Origin of the sequence: Paraburkholderia sp. J10-1 (genome assembly GCF_905220165.1) — a bacterium.
Classification (GTDB): Bacteria; Pseudomonadota; Gammaproteobacteria; order Burkholderiales; family Burkholderiaceae; genus Paraburkholderia.
Window position 1 is genome coordinate 1 of record NZ_CAJMYW010000011.1, and the last position, 17,484, is coordinate 17,484.

The following is a 17,484-nucleotide window of genomic DNA, read 5'->3' on the forward strand; positions in this document are numbered from 1 at the left end:
ATGCAACACCTCTCCCGCAGCATTTCACAGCCGCGATAACGGAAAGCACGACTCCGTTTTTAAAACGTATTTCCCTAATACGTTAATGCGATTCAAAATTTCGCAAAATCAATCTAATAAGCATTAAATAACCAATCTCCTAAAGTTTCTCTAAAACCCGCCGATACATGCGTTTGTAGTTTTTAACTACGAATTAAAAAAACACGCTACATCGACAAGAATCCGGGGGCTTCCGCGTGCGCGCTTGCGCACGGGAGGCGAGAAACATGCAATGCCGATGGAATAACCACGCGCGCAGCGACACACTGCGCCCTTTGTGCTCGCCCGCGCCTCCGTGCGCCGGGCCGACATGCCCCACGTGCGCGCCGCCGCACAGCACCGCATTTCGCCGCTCCCATTTCTCCAGTCGCTTCAATCCGTGCGCGCAGCAAACGCGCGCGCCTGCTGTCGTTTCTGTTCCACCACCAAGGAGAATCCATGAAGTTGTCCAGAACCTGCGGTGCCGTGCTGGCCGCCGCCGCTATCGCGGCGCTGAGCGCCTGCGCGACGGAGTCGTCGCGTTCGCTGCCGGTCCCGCCGGTCGCGAGCGCGCAGCGCCCGGCCGTCGGCAAGCCGGTGCAGATCGCAGTTGGCAAGTTCGACAATCGCTCGAGCTATATGCGCGGCATCTTCTCCGACGGCATCGACCGTCTCGGCGGCCAGGCGAAGACCATCCTGATCACGTCGCTGCAACAAAGCGGGCGCTTCAGCGTGCTCGATCGTGACAACCTCGACGAGATCCGCCAGGAAGCCGGCTTCACGAAGAAAGCCCAGGTGATCAAGGGCGCGAACTACGTCATCACCGGCGACGTGACCGAGTTCGGCCGCAAGGAAGTGGGCGACCACCAACTGTTTGGCATTCTCGGAAGCGGCAAGAACCAGATTGCCTACGCGAAGGTGAACATCAACGTCGTCGATACCACGACGTCGGAAGTGGTCGCTTCGGCGCAAGGTGCAGGCGAATACAGCCTGTCGAACCGCGAAATTATCGGCTTTGGCGGTACCGCGAGCTACGACTCGACGCTCAATGGCAAGGTGCTCGAGCTCGCGATCCAGGAGGCAGTCAACCATCTGGCCGATCAGGTCGACGCGGGCGCGTTGCGCACCGCACATTGAGCGCGCGCGTCGTCCGCGTTTCACGCTCGATCACAACAACTACGCATACGGGGTTTTCAATGAAATACATCGGCACGCTTCGGGGACTCTGCCTGCCCGTCACGGCAGCGACGCTGCTGCTCGCGGGCTGCGCGAACACCACGCCGCCGCTTTACCAGTGGACCAGCTATCAGCCCGCGGTCTACGACTACCTGAAGGGCCAGAAGGCGCCGCAGGAACAGATCGATGTGCTCGAGAAGTCGCTGCAGGAGATTCGCGCGAAGGGCAACACGCCGCCGCCGGGCTTCCATGCGCAGCTGGGCATGCTGTACGCCAACGTCGGCAACGACACGCAAGCCATGCAGGAATTCGACGCCGAGAAGCATCTCTTCCCGGAGTCGACGACCTATATGGACTTCCTCATGAAGAAACCGAAACTACAATAAGCGAGCGTACCGATATGTCCAGATTCTCTTCCCTCAAGCTCGGGCTGGCCCTCTGCGCGCTCGCGCTGCTGGCCGCCTGCGCGCAGCCCGTCAGGCACGCGGACTACACGGCGTTCAAGAGCGCGCGACCGCGCTCGATTCTCGTGCTGCCGCCCGACAATGCGACGACCGACGTGAATGCGTCGAACAGCATGCTCTCCCAGATGACGATGCCGCTCGCCGAAGCGGGCTACTACGTGATTCCGGTCGCGGTCATGGAGGAGACGTTCAAGCAGAATGGTCTCACGACGGCAGGCGATATCCAGCAGACCTCGCCCGCGAAGCTGCGAGAGATTTTCGGCGCCGACGCGGCGGTGTATTCGAAGATCACGCAATTCGGCACGCAGTATCGCGTGCTCGACAGCGCGACGGTCGTCACGGCGTCGGCGAAGCTCGTCGATCTGAAGAGCGGAGACGTGCTTTGGCAAGGCTCAGCGACCGCGAACAGCAACGAGGGCAATAACAGTAGCGGCGGCGGTCTGATTGGCATGCTCGTGATGGCGGCGATCAAGCAGGTCGCGAATTCGCTGACCGACAAGAGCCACGATATCGCTGGTGTCACGAGCTATCGCCTGCTGCACGCGGGGCCGCCGACCGGTCTGCTCTACGGTCCGCACTCGCCGAAGTACGGTACGGACTGACCGGCACCCGCGTTGGACCAAACAAAAAGGCCCGTCACCGAAGTGACGGGCCTTTTTCATTCTGGCTCCGAAACGCGTCGCACTAGAGCGCGACTAACGCGATCAGCGCTCCAGGAACGGCCGCAGCTTGTCTGCGCGGCTCGGGTGCATCAGCTTGCGCATTGCCTTGCTCTCGATCTGGCGAATACGCTCGCGTGTCACGTCGAACTGCTTGCCCACTTCTTCGAGCGTGTGGTCCGAAGTCGTGTCGATGCCGTAGCGCATACGCAGCACCTTGGCTTCGCGCGGCGAGAGCGCCTTGAGCGCTTCGTCGATGGCAGCGCGCATGTTCGCGTGGATCGCGGCGTCGGCCGGCGAGGCCGAGCCTGCGTCCTCGATCATGTCGCCGAGCGTCGCGTCGCCGTCGTCGCCCACCGGGCTTTCGAGCGAGACCGGTTGCTTGGCGATCTTGAGGATGCCGCGCACCTTCTCTTCGGTCATGCCCATACGTGCGGCGAGGTCCGCCGGATGCGCTTCCATGCCCGTTTGCTGCAAGATCTCGCGCGAAATGCGGTTGAGCTTGTTGATCGTTTCGATCATGTGCACCGGCACGCGGATCGTGCGCGCCTGGTCGGCGAGCGCACGCGTCACGGCCTGACGCACCCACCACGTCGCGTACGTCGAGAACTTCCAGCCGCGGCGATATTCGAACTTGTCCACCGCCTTCATCAGGCCGATGTTGCCTTCCTGGATCAGGTCGAGGAACTGCATGCCGCGGTTCACGTACTTCTTCGCGATCGAAATCACGAGACGCAGGTTGGCCTTGACCATCTCGCCCTTCGCCTGACGCATCTTCGATTCGGCAACGGTCATGCGGCGATTGATCGCCTTGATCTGCTGCAGCGACAGCGATGCGGCCGCTTCGATCTCGGCGAGCTTGCGCTGTTCTGCCTGGATAGCCGGCAGGCTGCGCTCGATCGCGGGACCGTACTTGCTCGACGCGGCTGCGGCGCGCACGCCCCAGTCCAGATCGGTTTCGTGACCCGGGAACTGCTCGACGAAGGCTTCGCGCGGCATGCCGCAGCGATCGACGACGATGGAGAGCACATTGCGCTCGATCGCGCGAATTTGCGCGACCTGCTCGTGCAGCAGCGAGCACAGGCGGTCGATGGTGCGAGCCGTGAAGCGGATCGGCGCGAGTTCCGTCTGGATGTCGGCGCAGATCTTCATTTCCGAGGCCGACGCACGCGCATTGGCGTCCGACGTGCAAGCCATCTGTTCGAACAGCGTGCGAACGCGCGCGAAGATCGCGAGGCTGTCTGCCTTCAACTGTGCGAGCAGGGCTTCGTTCGCCTTGCTGTTGTCGGCGTCGGCGTCGTCTTCGTCATCGCTCGAATCGTCCGATTCTTCTTCGTCGGAGGCCGCTTCGACGTCTTCGCTGGCGTCGGCTTCGGCCGCGGCCGGTTCTTGCGCGGCTTCGTCGCTGCCGATGCCGTCGACGAGTTCGTCGATGCGCATTTCGTCAGCCGCGATGCGGTCGGCGTCGGCAAGGATTGTCGCGACGATCGACGGGCATGCCGCGATCGCCTGGATCATTTCCTGGAGACCGTCTTCGATACGCTTCGCCACTTCGATTTCGCCGGCGCGCGTGAGCAGCTCGCTCGAGCCCATTTCGCGCATGTACATGCGCACGGGGTCGGTGGTGCGACCGAATTCGGAGTCGACCGTCGAGAGCGCGACTTCGACTTCTTCGTCGGCTTCGTCGTCGGCCTGCTGGTCGGCGCGGGAATCTTCGTTCAGGAGCAGCGTGTCGGCGTCGGGCGCCTGTTCGTACACCTGCACGCCCATGTCGTTGAACGTGGCGACGATCGTTTCCAGCGCGGCCGTCTGCGCGAAGTTGTCGGGCAGATGGTCGTTGATGTCCGCGTGCGTCAGATAACCGCGCTCACGGCCGAGCTTGATGAGCGCCCGCATCTGATGCTGGCGTTTTTCGAGTTGCGAGCCTGCGTCCATGGGCGTCGTATCGCCGGATTTGTCTTTCGACGAACGGCGTGCGGGGCGGGCAGACGAGATCAGCGCGTCGTCCCGGTCATGGCTTGTCAATACATTCTCCTCGAAGGGATAGCCCGACAAGGGCAAAAAGGGTCACGCGCCAGCGGCGTGGCGTCCTGGCGATGACGAAATTGCAGGGGAGTGGGCGGGGCGCATGCCGGTCCCGCCAAGCGAGCGCCAAACGTCGAAGACGTGGCAGCCTGGATTTTCGTGCAATGCAGAAAGACCGCGTATGGTAGTGCGTTACTGCATGCGAGGCAACCTGAATCGTCGTGTTTGCGGCACATTGTCCGCCTTCAGGGTCGTACCGCTTGCTAGCGCTCCACCTTACATATCTCCTACATAAGTGCGTTAGACCATTTTTCAAGCGAATAGTTCACGTATTTGTCACTCGCTCGGTGCCTGGCGCTCTGTTGTTTCCCCACTAATCCCCGTTGCCGGATCGTCGTGCGCGGCAACGCTCACGCACGAATCGCGACAATACGTTGAACGCGTTTGCCGGAAGAGCGGTTGACCGCGTCCTCGTCGAGCGCGAGCGTCGTGCCCTCGAGCGCGCCCGTCACGAGCGCGGGGTCGAAGGCACTATATAGACGCCCCGCAGGATCGCGTGCGCTGTCGCCTTCGGTTACGCGCCAGCTCAGGTACAGCACGCCGCCGGGCGTGAGCAGCTCGACGAGGCGGCGGCAGGCCGGGCCGATCTGCGCGACAGGCAAATGCATGATCACGGTTTCGCAGAGGACGTTGTCAAAGCTCGCGGCCGGTACATTCTCCAGATCGGGCAACGTGGCAAGGCCGAACGCGTATTGCGGGTATTCAGCGACAGCCTGCGCGATCAAACCCTGCGACGCGTCGTACCCGGCCGCCGGATAACCGTGTGCGTTCAGCCACGCCACGTCGCGCCCCGATCCGCACCCGATATCGACTGTCCGTCCCTCGGGGCGGAAATGCTGCGTGAGATGCGCATAGAGGTCGTCCGGCTCGGGCTGGTTCGCCCATTCGGCTGCGTAGCTTGCGGCGCCACTCGTGTATGTCTCGATCGTCTTGGAGTCCATATGGGGCTCAGAGTCCTTGGGGACAAGGGGAAGGGACGCTTCGAGACTAGCCGAACCATGTACCGGCAGGCAGTAGTGCGGCGATACCGGTATGGTCGCTGCCACGCATGTCTGCAGGAACGCACGCGTCAGGGCGGGAATTCGTCGTACTGGGGGAGCGAGTCGCCGATCTCGAACCAAGGCGCTTTCGAGCGCACGAAGATATGGCCGGCGGGCCGGATGTCGGGCGCATCGGTCAGCGTGCCGAGCGTTACGTGCACATAGGCTCCTTCGCGCACAACTGAATAGAGCAGCGAGCCGCAGCGGCCGCAATGCACGTCATGGGCGGCCTGATGGTCGCCGTAGACCAGCGTCTGCGCTTCGCCCTCGGTCAGGCGCAGCGCCTCGCTTTCGATGCCCGCAAAGGGCTTGAACGCGGACCCGGTCGCGCGGCGGCACTGCGAGCAGTGGCAATTGAATGCATAGCGGAATGCATTCGCGACCGCATAGCGCACGGCGCCGCAAAGGCACTGCCCGCGCAAAGTAGCGGGAGCATTCGTGTGGACGGGGGAAGTGTCGGCGGACATGGTGGACGCGGTGCTCGGGTAGCGAATCTCACACACTGCAAACGGGCGGCTGCGGTGCGATGGGTGCTCTCACATCATACGTTTGGGCCTCCCGCGGCGCAGGAAAACGTCAAGGTCACCACATATGGGGATTTGGCGGCCCACCGTGGCTTGCGCACGGTTCGTGGCTCCTCTGGAACCCCGAAATGCAAGGCGAATTTCCCATGGATGGTTACCTTTGCGCCCTCGCGCAAAACGCTTCATGCCGCCGGCCCAATTGAATCTACGCGGGCCGTTCCCTCAGCTCCTTCAATCCCTTGATGACGACCAGCAGCGCGCGGCCGTGCTCCTCCGAGCCGTCCCACGCCTCGACGATCGCGTTGCGCAGCAATTCGTTGTACGCGGCCGCGTGCCGGCTGGACGGCGGCGCCTTCACGCCATAGAAACTGCATAGCTTATTGAATGACGCGCTCCGGCGTACACGCCTCCCGTTCGACGTGCGAAGACGCGAGACGGTAGGCTGACTGACCCCGGAAAGCCGTGCAATTTCGCTAGCCGAGCGTGAATCGTCCGATAACCGCCGCAGCAGTTCCTGCACCGGAAAATAAGTATCTGGGGCTTCCATGTCATGCATTATACCTATACAGTAACGGTTATTGAATTGCTCACCCTAATCAATGAGCAACTGCATTCCGAGGAAGTCGATGGCACTGAAACACCTACCGCCCACGTTCTGCTGGTCCCGTATCGGGCCGGAGGCCGGCATGGATCTCCCTACGCTGATTCTGCGCAAGGAGTGGGAGCGCCGGCAGGGCGGCGGACGTTTCCTGTGGGGCATCGGCCAGTCGCTCGGCAGCAGCGCTCAGGTCGCTGCGCTGCGCACCGGCTCGCTCCTCGCCCTGTTCTCGCCGGCGGCGAGCCGTCCGCGCGTAGCGCAAGACAAGCGCGGCAAGCGTGCCGGCGTGGTCGTGTGGAATGCGTGGGTCGACGCAAGCGGGCAGGTGCGCCAGCTTCCGCAGCACGTGTTCGTCACGAGCAGCGCCATGCTGCCTTCGGGCGCCGCACGCGAGCATCACTACGCGCTGGTATGCGTCTCGCCAACCGAACTCAGCGTCGGCAGTTCGCTGCGGGTGTTTCCGGAGCGGCTGCGCAGCGTAAGCACGGCGAAGCCGCCGGCCCGCTCGCAGGGCACCGTAGTGGTGGATTGCGTCGAGCGCGCCGCCGAGGCGGGCGGCAAGAGCCATCCGCTCGTGTTGACGGCGGAGCTGGAGGCGCCGTACTTTGTGCGGCTTACGCAGCCCACGCTCGTCAAGGCGCGCGATCTCGCGGCAATTCACGAGGCGTCGCGCATGGGCGACTTCGACACCTACGCGAATCTCACCAAACGCGTGCGCAGCGAGGCCTGTGCGCAGCAGGCGCGTGGCGTGACGCGCGATCTCTTCGACGTGCCGCCGGCCGACCACACGGCGTCTTCACGGCTTGGCGGCGCAAGAACGCGTCACGTCTCCCGGGCGGGAGACTGGACGCAACTCACGATGGAACTCTTCCATGGCGATTCACATCCGTTCACAAGAGGCCGAGGCTGCGCAACGCTTTTTTGAGGCGAGCCGCAACGTCGACCGGGCATTTCGCGCCCTGCGTGCCGAGGTCCAGGGCGACATCGCCGCGCCACTTGCCTATGGGGTCGCGCAATCGCGGCTCGACCGCGCGCTGGACGAACTGGCGCGTGCAGAGGCGTTGTTCGATTCGGTGACTGAAGTCCAGGCGCGTCAGATCAAGGATCATAAGGACCACTGAAGCACCGCTCGCTGGCCTGCATGCCGCTTCCGCGCAGCCTGCTTGCTGAACGTGCGGACCAGGGCGGGCCGGGAGCGCGCTGCGGGGCAAGCCGGCTCGGCCTGGCGCCACAACGGGCGCAACCCAGACAGCCAGTTTCGAGACGCGGCAATAATCGAACGCTTTGCGTCTACACGCATTGCCATCTTCGGACGTTTGCTATCCGAAGCCATGGAAGCGTTCACCCTCATGTCGACCTCCCAAGCTTCCCGCGACGCCACGCCGCACGCGCAAGCAACGCAAGCACCCTTGGCCGCCGCCGAGTCCGCGTGGCAGCGCGGCGAAACTGAAGCGGCGCGCGCCATGTGCGAGCGCCTCATCGCCGCCAATCCGCACGACGCCGACGCGCTGAATCTCGCCGGCCTGATCGAAAACGGGCGCGATCCGCTCGCCGCACGTGCGCTCATCGCCCGCGCGCTGGCCGAGCGGGAGGACCCGCTCTTCCTCGTGAACCTCGCCTTGACCTGTCAGCGCGCGGCCGACCGCGACTTCGCGATCCGGGCGCTGCATCGCGCGATCGAGTTGCAGCCGGACTTCGCCGTGGCGCTGAACAATCTCGGTCAGCTTTACGGCGAAGCGGGAAACTGTGCCGAGGCCTCGCGCCATTTCGAGCGTGCCTTGGCGCTTGCGCCCGCCCATGTGGCTATCCACTTCAATTACGGAACCACCCTGTACAAGTCCGGCGAGTTCGCGCGTGCGGAAGCGGTACTGCGGCGCACGCTGGAGTTGGCGCCCGGTCATGTGAATGCCTGGAACAATCTTTCACAGGTGCTGCTCGCCACGAACCGCAACACCGAAGCGCTGGCCATGCTCGAACACGCGCGTACGCTCGCGCCGGACTCGGTCGACCTGCTCACGAATCTGGGCTGCATGCTGCTGGGCGCGGGCCGTGTCGACGAAGCGCAGGCTGCACTCATACGCGCGCTCGAACACGAACCGGGCAGAGTGTCCGCGTGGAACAATCTCGGCAACCTGATGATGCAGACGGGCCGCATCGACGAGGCGCGCGCGGCCTTCACGCGCGCGATCGAACTCAAGCCGGATTTCGCCGCCGCGCACCTCAACCTTGGCAACACGTGCAGCAAATCCGGCAGCATCGACGAGGCCATTGCCTGCTATCGGCGCGCCATGGCCTGCGATCCCGCGCATGCCGGCGCGAACAGCAACTTGCTGTGGTCGCTGATGTTCGCCATCGACGACGGCCACGCGCTGCGGGCCGAAGCCGAGCAGTTCTCGGTCCGGCACGAAGCGGCGCTGCTGGCCGCGAGCGCGGGAGCGCACCATGCGAACACGCCCGAACCCGCGCGTCGGCTGCGCATCGGCTATGTCTCGCCGGACTTCCGCAACCACTGCCAGTCGCTTTTTACGACGCCGCTGTTGCGCCATCACGATCACGAGGCGTTTGACATTTTCTGCTACTCGCTGAGCGCAGAGACCGACGAAGTAACCGCCCGGCTACGCGGTTTCAGCGATGTCTGGCGCGACGTGCGCGAGTTCGACGATGCGCGCGTAGCCCAGCAGATTCGCGACGATCGCATCGACGTGGTCGTGGATCTCACAATGCACATGGACGGCGCGCGGCGCCTGGTGTTCGCGCGGCGGCCCGCTCCGGTGCAGGTGGCGTGGCTCGCCTACCCCGGCACGACGGGCAGCCCCTCGATCGGTTGGCGTCTCACCGACCCCTGGCTCGATCCGGAGGGCGAGCCGCACATCGACGATCAATACACCGAGCGCTCGGTGCGCCTGCCGGACGCCTTCTGGTGCTACGACTCGTTGGCGACGGATGTGGATGTGAACGCATTGCCGGCGCTCACGGCTGGACACATTACGTTCGGATGCCTGAACAATCCCTGCAAGCTCACCGACGCCACATTGGCGCTGTGGTCCGGCGTGTTTGCCGCGCTGCCAAACGCGCGGCTGCTTCTGATGGCGCCGCCCGGCAGTGCGCGCGAGCGCTTGAATGCGCGCTTTGCGGCACACGGCATCGATCCGGCGCGCGTGAGCTTCGTGGGTTTCCAGGCGCGCGCCGATTATCTGCGCACTTACCGGCAGATCGACATCGCGCTGGACACGTTTCCGGCCAATGGCCACACCACGAGTCTCGACGCCTTCTGGATGGGCGTACCGGTGCCCACGCGCTACGGCCGCTCGGCGGTGAGCCGCGCGGGGCTCTGCCTGCTTGCCAATCTGGGTTTGCCGGAGCTGGCGGCGGCAAGCGACGCCGGGTATGTGGCCGCCGTGACGGCGCTCGCGCGCGATGTGCCGCGCCTCGCCGCGCTGCGCGCGGGCTTGCGCGCGCGCATGGAAACCTCGCCACTCATGAATGGCGCACGCTTCGCGCGAAACATGGAATCCGCCTACCGGCAAATGTGGCAAGCGTGGTGCGCTCAGGAGGGCGCGACCCGCGAAGGCGCGCGCTGACTCAGCCTTTGCTCTCCTGCGTCGGCAGCTCCAGCACGGCCGCCACGAGCGGCCAGCGTTTCGCGGCCGCTTGCCAGGCGTCCTCGGCCTGAACGTCGAGATAGCGGTCGCGGTCCACGCCCTCGACCAGGCGCGCGAGCGCGTCGATATCGCTCGGTAGCGCAGGACCGCTGCGCGAACGGCGGCCGGACCCCCACAAGCGTATCGCCATTACTTGCCCTCCACCCACACGCCGTCCGGCGTGTGGATCACATAGCCCGTGGGGGTCGTCATCGTCACCGTGCCCTCGTTTTCGCCCACCATGCGCGTTTGCGGCAGGTTGTTCGCATACTGCGCGAGCGGCGGCGCGCCCGTGGCGAACGGGCTTTGCGCGACGAGGTTCGCGAGCAGTTGCGCAAGCGCGAGAAAGCTCGTGGGCGTATCGATCGTCGTCACGCCACCGGTGTGCTCGCTGCCGGGCGGCAGACCCACCACCTTCACGCCTACCGGCACATGCACGATGTTCGGCGTGGGAATTTCGCGCATGCCGGCGATCTGGTTTTCTTCACCGCGCAGCGCCGCGCCGTGTTCGGGGACGAACACGATCACGGCGCGGCGGCCCGATTGCGCGACGAGGTTGATCAGCTTGTCGACGTCGCCGAGCAGATTCTGCAGGCGGATCGGGTAGGACTGCAGGCTCGTGAGATTGGTGTTCGGAGGCGGCAGGCGGTTGCCGTCGTGCAACGAGACCGTGTTGTAGTAGAGCGCGACCGGACCGCCGCCCGCCGCAATGCGTTGCTTGTACCAGCGCGCGAGCACGTCGTAGTCGCCAACCAGCGGCGAGCCGTCGAACTCCTTCATCGCTTCCGGCAGGCCTTCGTTGGAGGGAATCGTCACGCCCGGCACGGCCATTTCATTGATCACCGTGCCGCGGAAATTGTCGAAACGGCCGTTGTGATTGAGCAGCGCCTGCGGCTTGTAACCCGCCTGCGCAAGCTGCGCGAACAGGTGGCACTCGGGCGGCGCCGGGTCGTAGAGCGACTTGTGCGGCTCCTGCCCGCAGGTGGCGCGCAGGACGCGAATGGCGGCGGGGCCGCTATAGCTCGCGGCGGAACTGAAGTTCTGGAAGATGTAGTCGAAGCGCGAGAAGAGCGGGTTGTTGCGCATCTTCACGACGTCCATGTCGTCCCACGAGAGCGAGCAGATGTGCACCACGATGATGTCGAACTGCGCGTTCGTGTCCGTCGTGAGCGGCGTGAAGTTCACGCGCCGGCCCTCTTCGTTGGCGCGGAACGCCGCTAGCTGCTGGTCGTAGCTGCCCGACTGCTCGTCGCGCTTCTTGCCCGTGCCGCCGTCGTCGTCGCCGTTGCTGGCGAGCGAGGCGTTGGCGGTGGCGTTCGCGACGAAGGTGCCCACGCCCTGCCAGATCGGCATGACGACGAGCGCGATCAGTACGAGCGTCGTCACGCGCACCCAGCGGTCGATGAGGAAGTAGAGCAGCACGCCAAGCACCGCGGTCACGACCATCGAAAGCGAAATCACGCGCCGCGTGAGTTCGAACATGTACGAAGGCGTGAAGGTGAAGAGCACAGGAATCTGCGAGATCGCCCGGCCGATGTCGGGCATGCTCGACTCGTGGTACGCAATGGCGATGCCCACGACAACGGCGGCCACGTCGCGCGCGATTCGCAGCCACCGCTTGTGCAGCGGCACGAGCAGCAGGACGACGAAGGCGAAGTTCATCCACCACTCGGGCTTGAGCGTGCCGATCGAGTAGAGGTACAGCTTGGCGAGGAAGTAGAGATTCCAGAGACCCATAGTGTTTCGCGTTCCAGGGTGTAGCGGCTTGATATGGCGGTTGCGTTTCTCAGGGCTGGCGGGCCTGGCCGGCCCGGCGTCGCGTGAAGATGTTTTCCAGCGCGTCGAAGAGCGCGTCGATGAGGCGCATGTAGCCTTGCCAGCTCAGCTCGATCAGCTGGACGAGGCCGTGCAGCGGCGCATCGGAGGGCGGCACGTCTTCCCACTCGAGCCAGGCGTCGGCGCGGCCGAACGTGCATTCCACGAGCTTGCGCTCCGTCTCCACCGTCATGTCGGTAAAGCGCACGCCAAGGCGCCGGTCGGCGAGACGCGCGACCACGGCCGGGAAGTCGTGTTCCAGCACGCCGCGCGCGAGCGTCACGTTGATGCGCTCGCCGGGCTCGAGCTTCGCCACGGCGTCGGCGGGCAGCATGAGGCCGAGGCCGCCCATCGAATAGTTCTCGGTCTTGCAGGCGAGCGTGCGGCCGTCGGGCAGTGTGAGCATGGCGGGCACGCGCAACGGAATGCGGTGCGCCACGCGCACCTGCTTCGCCTCTTTGGCCACGCCGAGCGCCAGCCCGAGAATGGTGAGATTCACCCCGGCCCAGAAGAGGTTCATGAACACGGTGGCGGGCTCTTCGGTTCGCCAGATCGTGAGGCGGCCAATGCCGGCGAGTATGGAGCACACGTTGATGCCAAGCAGCACGAGATAGGGCTTGGAGATCGTCCAGTCGAGATACTCGTGCTCGATATGGCCGCCCTTCGAGGTCACGTTGAACTTGCCGAGCTTCGGGTTGATGAAGGCCATGGTGGTGGGCAGCACGATGTACCACGCGAGCACCGACTCGTAGGCCTCGGCCCAGAACGAGTGCCGGTAGCGCCCCTGGATGCGCGAGTTGGCGATCGCGGCAATCACCAGATACGGCACCACGTAGGCGAGGATCACGGGCGCGGGCGTGTTGATCACGTGCAGTCCGAAATACAGGTACGCGCCCGGCATCACGAGGAAAATGAGGCGCGGGAAGCCGTAGAAGAAGTGCAGCATGGCGTTGCTGTAGCACATGCGCTGGAAGAACGAGAGGCCCTTGCCGATCCACGGATTGTCGACGCGGAAGATCTGCGTCATGCCGCGCGCCCAGCGAATGCGCTGGCCGATGTGGTCGGCGAGGCTGTCGGTGGCGAGGCCCGCCGCCTGCACGGTGCGCAGGTAGGCCGAGGTATAGCCGTGGCGATGCAGCCGCAGCGAGGTGTGGGCGTCTTCGGTCACGGTCTCGGTCGCGATCCCGCCGATGTGTTCGAGCGCCGCGCGCTTGATGACCGCGCACGAGCCGCAGAAGAACGTGGCGTCCCAGAAGTCGTTGCCGTCCTGGATCAGGCCGTAGAAGAGGCTGCCTTCGTTGGGCACGCGGTGGAACGTGTCGAAATTGCGTTCGAACGGGTCGGGCGAGAAGAAGTGGTGCGGCGTTTGCACCAGCGCGCAATTCTTGTCGGCGAGAAAGACGCCTACGGTCGTTTGCAGGAAGGAGCGCGTGGGAATGTGGTCGCAATCGAAAATCGCGATGAACTCGCCCTGGGTGAGCGGCATCGCATGATTGATGTTGCCGGCCTTCGCGTGCGTGTGCTCGGCGCGCACGATATAACCCACGCCGGCTTCCTCCGCGAAGCGTCGGAATTCATCGCGCGTGCCGTCGTCGAGAATGTAGACGCGCAGCTTGTCGCGCGGCCAGTCGATCGAGCTGGCCGCGAACACGGTTGGGCGCACCACCGAGAGCGACTCGTTGTAGGTCGGGATATAGATGTCGACGGTCGGCCAGTCGGCGGGGTCGTCGGGCAGCGGCTGCGGCTTGCGGCGCAGCGGCCAGGCGGTCTGCACGTAGCCGAAGATCAGCACGATCCACGTGTAAAGCTCGGCCGCGTAGAGGATGTAGCCCACGATAGCCTCGGCGGGGCTCGTCAGATGCAGCGTTTGCGTGCTGCGCCACCAGACGTAGCGGCCCGTCATGAGGATCGAGAGCATCACCATGAGCATGGTGGCGAGACGCCCCGGCAGGCGGCGCGCGATCATCACCACGACGTACACGAGCAGGAACAGCAGCACCTGGCCCGCGAACGGCAGCGGCGTCGTGCACACGGCAATGGCCGCGATGAACGCGAGCCACAGAAGGCACTGGCGCAGGAAAGGCACGCTGTCGAGCGCTGCCGAAAGCTTCTCGAGGCGCTGCTCGATGCCATCCCACGGCACGTCGGGCAGGCGTGCGCCGATTGCCGCGCTCGCGCGCGAGGCACGGCGATAGATCGGTTCGAGCCCCCTGCCGAGCCACGCGCGCAGTGCGAAGCGATGGTGCCCTTGCGGCGCCTTGTGAAGCTTGCGCAGGTCGGCGGCAAGGCGCTGTCGCGCGCGGCGCGGGCGCAGGAAGAGGCGCAGCAGCCAGGCGCCGGCGGTGTCGTCGCGGCCTATGTTCAGCCGCTGGCGGATGTCCTTGCCCAGGCGCGCGAAGGCGAGTGCGGGCACGTCGCGCTGGCCGGGGCGCGGCGGCCGGAAGAAGGCGCGCAGCAGCCACTGGCCGCGCGGCGCGTCGGGCGCGAGATCGAGCTCAGGCGCGCTCAGGCGGCGTAGCGACGCCCAAAACGCGATCCACAGTGCAGCGATCTTCTCGCGGATCATGGCGTGCTCCCGCGCGCGGCATGTTGCGCGAGCAGTTCGTCGGGGGCGTCGAGGCTTGCGCCCGTGCTCCAGTGCGAGAGCCACGAGGCAATGCCGTTCAGGTCGTGCGCGGCTTGCGAGCTGGGCGCGCTCAGGCAGAAGTTTTCGCCGGCGGCGAGTGCTGCGGGCACACCGGTGTCCGCATGCACGAGATACGGCAGCATGGCGGCGCCGAGGCGCGCGCGCAGCAGCGAAACGACGTCCATGTGCAGCTGGCGCGCGGGCGCGACCGCATTGGCGATGAACACGCTGCGCTTGCCGGCGCGCACGAGCGCGGCGATCAGGCGCGGCAGCGTTGCACACGCGGTGGCGCAGGGCGCGAGGACGCAAAGCACGAGGTCGGCGGCGTCGATCGCCTGGCGCGCGTGCGCCGAGGGCCACGTGCCCGCGTCGACGAGCGCAATCGCGTGCGCCGGCAGGTCCACGCGGGCGAGCAGTTCGCGCAGCCAGCCAGGGCGCGCGTCGAGCAGGGCGCTCGCGTCGTCGTCGAGGGACGCGTGGCCGTTCGCGAGGCTGCCCCATGGCAGCACGAGCACGCCATCGTCGCTTTGCAGCGCGGCGCGCGACCAGGCGTCGTCGGCGCCGGGGCCGCCCGCCAGATGCGTGACGAGGCCTTCGCGCGCGCTCTCGCGCAGCCCGAAGTGGAGCGCCAGCACGTTGCGCGGGTCGCATTCGGCGGCGAGCGCGACGTGCTCGCGCGCCGCCAGCAGCCCCGCGAGCGCGGCAGTGAGCGTGGTGCGGCCGGCACCGCCGACGCTTGAGACGATGGCGATGGTTTTCATTGGCGCGGCCCCGTCTGGCCGGTGCGGCGCTGGCCGCGAATCAGCAGGGCGTCGAGCTGGGGCGGCAACTGGAGCGGGCGCGAGCGCGCGGGGCGCAGCCACGTGGGCAGGAAGCGCCCAAGACGCAGACGCCAGGCGACGAAGTAGAGCGGCACGGCAAGCATCAAGCCCCAGACGAAGTAACCGAGGAATACGTTCATGTCGCTCTCCTATGCTTTGAGCGGCAGCGGCGCGCGCTGCGGCGCGGCTCGCGGTTTCGCGCTGTCGCCGCGCGCGGCGGGGTCGAGCGCGGACAACAGGTCACCATTTATGGGAGCGATATTGCGCGGCGTCGCGTTTGCTGTCGCTGTCGTTGCAGCGGACGCTGCGCCCGGCGCAATCGCGGAAGCCGCCGCAGGCGGCACGGTCTGGCCGTTGGCCTGGACCGAGACGGCCGCGGGCGCGGCGGGCTGCCCTTCGTTGATCGCGAGCCAGCCCGAATAGTCGGGCGGCGGCGCGGTGTCGATCTCGTCGGCGAACGCGTCCAGCGCCTCGGTGATCGCGCGGCCGTCGCCGTAGCGCTCCTCGCCCTGGAACAGCTCGGCGAGCGGCCGCTTGAACACGCGCTGACACACGGCGTCGGCGTCGCTCATGCGGCATGCAAAGAAGAACACGTAGAGGCTGTCGCCGCTCGCCGTCACGATATCGCCCGCGCGGCGCAGATGGCACACCTTGAGCGCATCCACGTGCGCGATTTCCGGCATTAGCGCGAGCCGGATCAGCACGCTCGGCAACTGGATCACGCGGCTGCGTTCCACCGCCGCGCGCACCAGTTCGACGAAGTGCGCCGCACCCACGTAGCCGCTCTCCTCGCCGTGCACCACGGCGGCGAGCGCCTGGCGGTAGTCGGCGGGCATGGGCCGCGAATACACCTGGCCCTGCAGACTGTCGACGATGGCCTCGACCTGCGCGAGTGGCGTTTGCCGCGCAATGACCCGGTTCGCACCGAGGTTGAGCATGAGCGACTCGTAGCGCATGGCCACGGCGTCCTCGCGCACAATGATCTTGAGCGCTTCGCCGCACTGCAGGCGCAGCGTGTGCACCTGTTCCGCGAGCGCTTCGAGGTCGCGGTTCACGCTGAAATCGAGAATCACCGTGGCTGCGACCGAAGTGCGCGCCGCGGCCACGGCAGCCTCGTTGTTGTCGACGATCTGCCAGGCCTGCGGCAGTACGCGTTCGTGCAGCATGGCGTCGCGCGAAACAACGACACGGCCTTCGTCGGGCGCGAGCAGGCCCGCTTCGCCGATCTCGGTTTCGAAGGTGCCGCCAGAAACGGTCAGGCGGTGATCGACCGCGGAAAAGCGCAGCGGCACGCTCTGGCTGCCGTGCACGGCGTCGCCGGCGCGCCAGAACGCCACTTCCCAGCGATACTGCCCCTGCACCTGGTGCAATTGCGCGGCGCCCGCAAAACGCGCCTGGAACGCGGCCAGCTCGGGATGCTCCTGATCGTCGCCAAGGCCTGGGGGCGCCACCACCATCAGCACGCCGTAACGATACTGCGCGCACCACCCTGCGAGCTGCGCGCCCTGACTCGCAAGCGCGGCGGGATCCTGCCAGTTGAAGAACGCCTCCGCGCCTTCGATGAAGAACTGGCTTTCGGGTGCGGCGCACTGCGCGGCGAGCGCGTTGAGCGCTTCGATCAGCACCTGCACGCCGTCGCGTTCCTGGAGTGGACGCACCGTGCATACGTTTGCCCACGCGTGCGTCGAACCGTTCTTGTCGAGATCGACGCCATGGTCGCGCAACGTGGCCGCGAGGCTCGCGCCGTCGCGCGTGGAGAGCACGGTGGCCGGACCCGTGAGCGCGGCGGCGGCGGTTTGCCAGAAGAGCGCGTCGCGCGCGGGCGAGGCGCCCGCGTAGACCACGTGCACCTGGCCCGCGCCGAGCGAGGCGAGCGACGGCGGCAGGCCGTCGATCGCGAGCGGCTCGCGGCGCGCGAGACGCGAGAACAGCGAGCGGCGCGTATCGCGGCTGGCGCCGGCGGGCGCTGCGGGAAGGGTGGCGGGATCGGTCATCGTGTCGCTCGTGTCGCGGATTT

General features: G+C 65.9%; 16 protein-coding genes. 6 read left to right on the forward strand and 10 right to left on the reverse strand.

Annotation, left to right across the window (positions count from 1 at the left end; translation table 11 throughout):
• Nucleotides 1–477: 477 nt before the first annotated feature.
• Genes U5A65_RS28570 through U5A65_RS28580 form a run of 3 tightly spaced genes read left to right on the forward strand, consistent with a single transcriptional unit; the run spans nt 478 to nt 2,260 of the window.
• Complete coding sequence (locus U5A65_RS28570; RefSeq protein WP_321936612.1) at nt 478–1,155, forward strand: CsgG/HfaB family protein; 678 nt, start codon at nt 478–480, stop codon at nt 1,153–1,155.
• A 59-nt stretch (nt 1,156–1,214) separates the two neighbouring features.
• The gene (locus U5A65_RS28575) at nt 1,215–1,580 is read left to right on the forward strand and encodes a DUF4810 domain-containing protein (protein ID WP_321948600.1); all 366 of its coding nucleotides are present in this window, start codon (nt 1,215–1,217) and stop codon (nt 1,578–1,580) included.
• Between the two features lie 14 nt (nt 1,581–1,594).
• Nucleotides 1,595–2,260, forward strand: a complete 666-nt coding sequence (locus U5A65_RS28580) for a DUF799 domain-containing protein (RefSeq protein ID WP_321948601.1) — start codon at nt 1,595–1,597, stop codon at nt 2,258–2,260.
• A 102-nt stretch (nt 2,261–2,362) separates the two neighbouring features.
• Here the strand turns inward: U5A65_RS28580 and rpoD are convergent, their stop codons facing one another.
• The 4 genes from rpoD to U5A65_RS28600 all read right to left on the reverse strand — a co-directional run bounded on the left by rpoD (nt 2,363) and on the right by U5A65_RS28600 (nt 6,513).
• Entirely contained in the window at nt 2,363–4,342 is a 1,980-nt protein-coding gene (rpoD, locus tag U5A65_RS28585; protein WP_321948602.1) for an RNA polymerase sigma factor RpoD, read from the reverse strand.
• 410 nt (nt 4,343–4,752) lie between these two features.
• Entirely contained in the window at nt 4,753–5,343 is a 591-nt protein-coding gene (locus U5A65_RS28590; RefSeq protein ID WP_321948603.1) for a class I SAM-dependent methyltransferase, read from the reverse strand.
• A gap of 128 nt (nt 5,344–5,471) precedes the next feature.
• On the reverse strand, nt 5,472–5,909 hold the full coding sequence (locus U5A65_RS28595; RefSeq protein WP_321948604.1) for a GFA family protein: 438 nt from the start codon (nt 5,907–5,909) through the stop codon (nt 5,472–5,474).
• A 262-nt stretch (nt 5,910–6,171) separates the two neighbouring features.
• A complete protein-coding gene (locus U5A65_RS28600) occupies nt 6,172–6,513 on the reverse strand; it encodes an XRE family transcriptional regulator (RefSeq protein WP_321914148.1) in 342 nt (113 codons plus the stop codon).
• A 79-nt stretch (nt 6,514–6,592) separates the two neighbouring features.
• Between U5A65_RS28600 and U5A65_RS28605 the strand changes: the two genes are divergently transcribed.
• The 3 genes from U5A65_RS28605 to U5A65_RS28615 all read left to right on the forward strand — a co-directional run bounded on the left by U5A65_RS28605 (nt 6,593) and on the right by U5A65_RS28615 (nt 10,145).
• On the forward strand, nt 6,593–7,489 hold the full coding sequence (locus U5A65_RS28605) for a hypothetical protein (RefSeq protein WP_321948605.1): 897 nt from the start codon (nt 6,593–6,595) through the stop codon (nt 7,487–7,489).
• On the forward strand, nt 7,437–7,685 hold the full coding sequence (locus U5A65_RS28610) for a hypothetical protein (RefSeq protein ID WP_321914146.1): 249 nt from the start codon (nt 7,437–7,439) through the stop codon (nt 7,683–7,685). Before U5A65_RS28605 ends, U5A65_RS28610 begins: the two co-directional genes overlap by 53 nt.
• A gap of 228 nt (nt 7,686–7,913) precedes the next feature.
• Nucleotides 7,914–10,145 (forward strand): tetratricopeptide repeat protein, encoded by a 2,232-nt coding sequence (locus U5A65_RS28615; RefSeq protein ID WP_321948606.1) that lies wholly within the window; start codon nt 7,914–7,916, stop codon nt 10,143–10,145.
• Between the two features lies 1 nt (nt 10,146).
• Here U5A65_RS28615 and bcsR read toward each other — a convergent pair whose 3' ends face one another.
• From bcsR to bcsE, 6 genes are read right to left on the reverse strand one after another with little or no spacing between them, the layout of a single operon-like run.
• Nucleotides 10,147–10,356 carry a BcsR/BcsP family cellulose biosynthesis protein gene (gene bcsR / locus U5A65_RS28620; protein WP_321914145.1) on the reverse strand — a complete coding sequence of 70 codons (210 nt, stop codon included), beginning with the start codon at nt 10,354–10,356 and terminating at the stop codon, nt 10,147–10,149.
• Nucleotides 10,356–11,942 carry a cellulose biosynthesis protein BcsG gene (bcsG, locus tag U5A65_RS28625; RefSeq protein ID WP_321914144.1) on the reverse strand — a complete coding sequence of 529 codons (1,587 nt, stop codon included), beginning with the start codon at nt 11,940–11,942 and terminating at the stop codon, nt 10,356–10,358. Before bcsG ends, bcsR begins: the two co-directional genes overlap by 1 nt.
• A gap of 49 nt (nt 11,943–11,991) precedes the next feature.
• Nucleotides 11,992–14,586 carry a UDP-forming cellulose synthase catalytic subunit gene (gene bcsA, locus U5A65_RS28630; protein ID WP_321948607.1) on the reverse strand — a complete coding sequence of 865 codons (2,595 nt, stop codon included), beginning with the start codon at nt 14,584–14,586 and terminating at the stop codon, nt 11,992–11,994.
• Nucleotides 14,583–15,407 carry a cellulose biosynthesis protein BcsQ gene (bcsQ, locus tag U5A65_RS28635; RefSeq protein ID WP_321914142.1) on the reverse strand — a complete coding sequence of 275 codons (825 nt, stop codon included), beginning with the start codon at nt 15,405–15,407 and terminating at the stop codon, nt 14,583–14,585. Before bcsQ ends, bcsA begins: the two co-directional genes overlap by 4 nt.
• Nucleotides 15,404–15,607, reverse strand: coding sequence for a hypothetical protein (locus U5A65_RS28640; protein WP_321948608.1), 204 nt, complete (start codon nt 15,605–15,607; stop codon nt 15,404–15,406). The genes bcsQ and U5A65_RS28640 overlap by 4 nt, the downstream gene beginning before the upstream one ends.
• Nucleotides 15,608–15,616: 9 nt before the next feature.
• Nucleotides 15,617–17,461 (reverse strand): cellulose biosynthesis protein BcsE, encoded by a 1,845-nt coding sequence (gene bcsE, locus U5A65_RS28645; protein WP_321948609.1) that lies wholly within the window; start codon nt 17,459–17,461, stop codon nt 15,617–15,619.
• Nucleotides 17,462–17,484: the final 23 nt, after the last annotated feature.

What these genes read in the sequence shown, in the direction of transcription:
- U5A65_RS28605 (WP_321948605.1), top strand. Translation starts at nt 6,593, where the DNA reads ATGGCACTGAAACACCTACCGCCCACGTTCTGCTGGTCCCGTATCGGG.
- U5A65_RS28600 (WP_321914148.1), bottom strand. Translation starts at nt 6,513, where the DNA reads ATGGAAGCCCCAGATACTTATTTTCCGGTGCAGGAACTGCTGCGGCGG.
- U5A65_RS28595 (WP_321948604.1), bottom strand. Translation starts at nt 5,909, where the DNA reads ATGTCCGCCGACACTTCCCCCGTCCACACGAATGCTCCCGCTACTTTG.
- U5A65_RS28575 (WP_321948600.1), top strand. Translation starts at nt 1,215, where the DNA reads ATGAAATACATCGGCACGCTTCGGGGACTCTGCCTGCCCGTCACGGCA.
- bcsG (WP_321914144.1), bottom strand. Translation starts at nt 11,942, where the DNA reads ATGGGTCTCTGGAATCTCTACTTCCTCGCCAAGCTGTACCTCTACTCG.
- bcsE (WP_321948609.1), bottom strand. Translation starts at nt 17,461, where the DNA reads ATGACCGATCCCGCCACCCTTCCCGCAGCGCCCGCCGGCGCCAGCCGC.
- U5A65_RS28610 (WP_321914146.1), top strand. Translation starts at nt 7,437, where the DNA reads ATGGCGATTCACATCCGTTCACAAGAGGCCGAGGCTGCGCAACGCTTT.
- U5A65_RS28590 (WP_321948603.1), bottom strand. Translation starts at nt 5,343, where the DNA reads ATGGACTCCAAGACGATCGAGACATACACGAGTGGCGCCGCAAGCTAC.
- bcsQ (WP_321914142.1), bottom strand. Translation starts at nt 15,407, where the DNA reads ATGAAAACCATCGCCATCGTCTCAAGCGTCGGCGGTGCCGGCCGCACC.
- U5A65_RS28615 (WP_321948606.1), top strand. Translation starts at nt 7,914, where the DNA reads ATGTCGACCTCCCAAGCTTCCCGCGACGCCACGCCGCACGCGCAAGCA.
- U5A65_RS28640 (WP_321948608.1), bottom strand. Translation starts at nt 15,607, where the DNA reads ATGAACGTATTCCTCGGTTACTTCGTCTGGGGCTTGATGCTTGCCGTG.
- bcsA (WP_321948607.1), bottom strand. Translation starts at nt 14,586, where the DNA reads ATGATCCGCGAGAAGATCGCTGCACTGTGGATCGCGTTTTGGGCGTCG.
- U5A65_RS28570 (WP_321936612.1), top strand. Translation starts at nt 478, where the DNA reads ATGAAGTTGTCCAGAACCTGCGGTGCCGTGCTGGCCGCCGCCGCTATC.
- bcsR (WP_321914145.1), bottom strand. Translation starts at nt 10,356, where the DNA reads ATGGCGATACGCTTGTGGGGGTCCGGCCGCCGTTCGCGCAGCGGTCCT.
- U5A65_RS28580 (WP_321948601.1), top strand. Translation starts at nt 1,595, where the DNA reads ATGTCCAGATTCTCTTCCCTCAAGCTCGGGCTGGCCCTCTGCGCGCTC.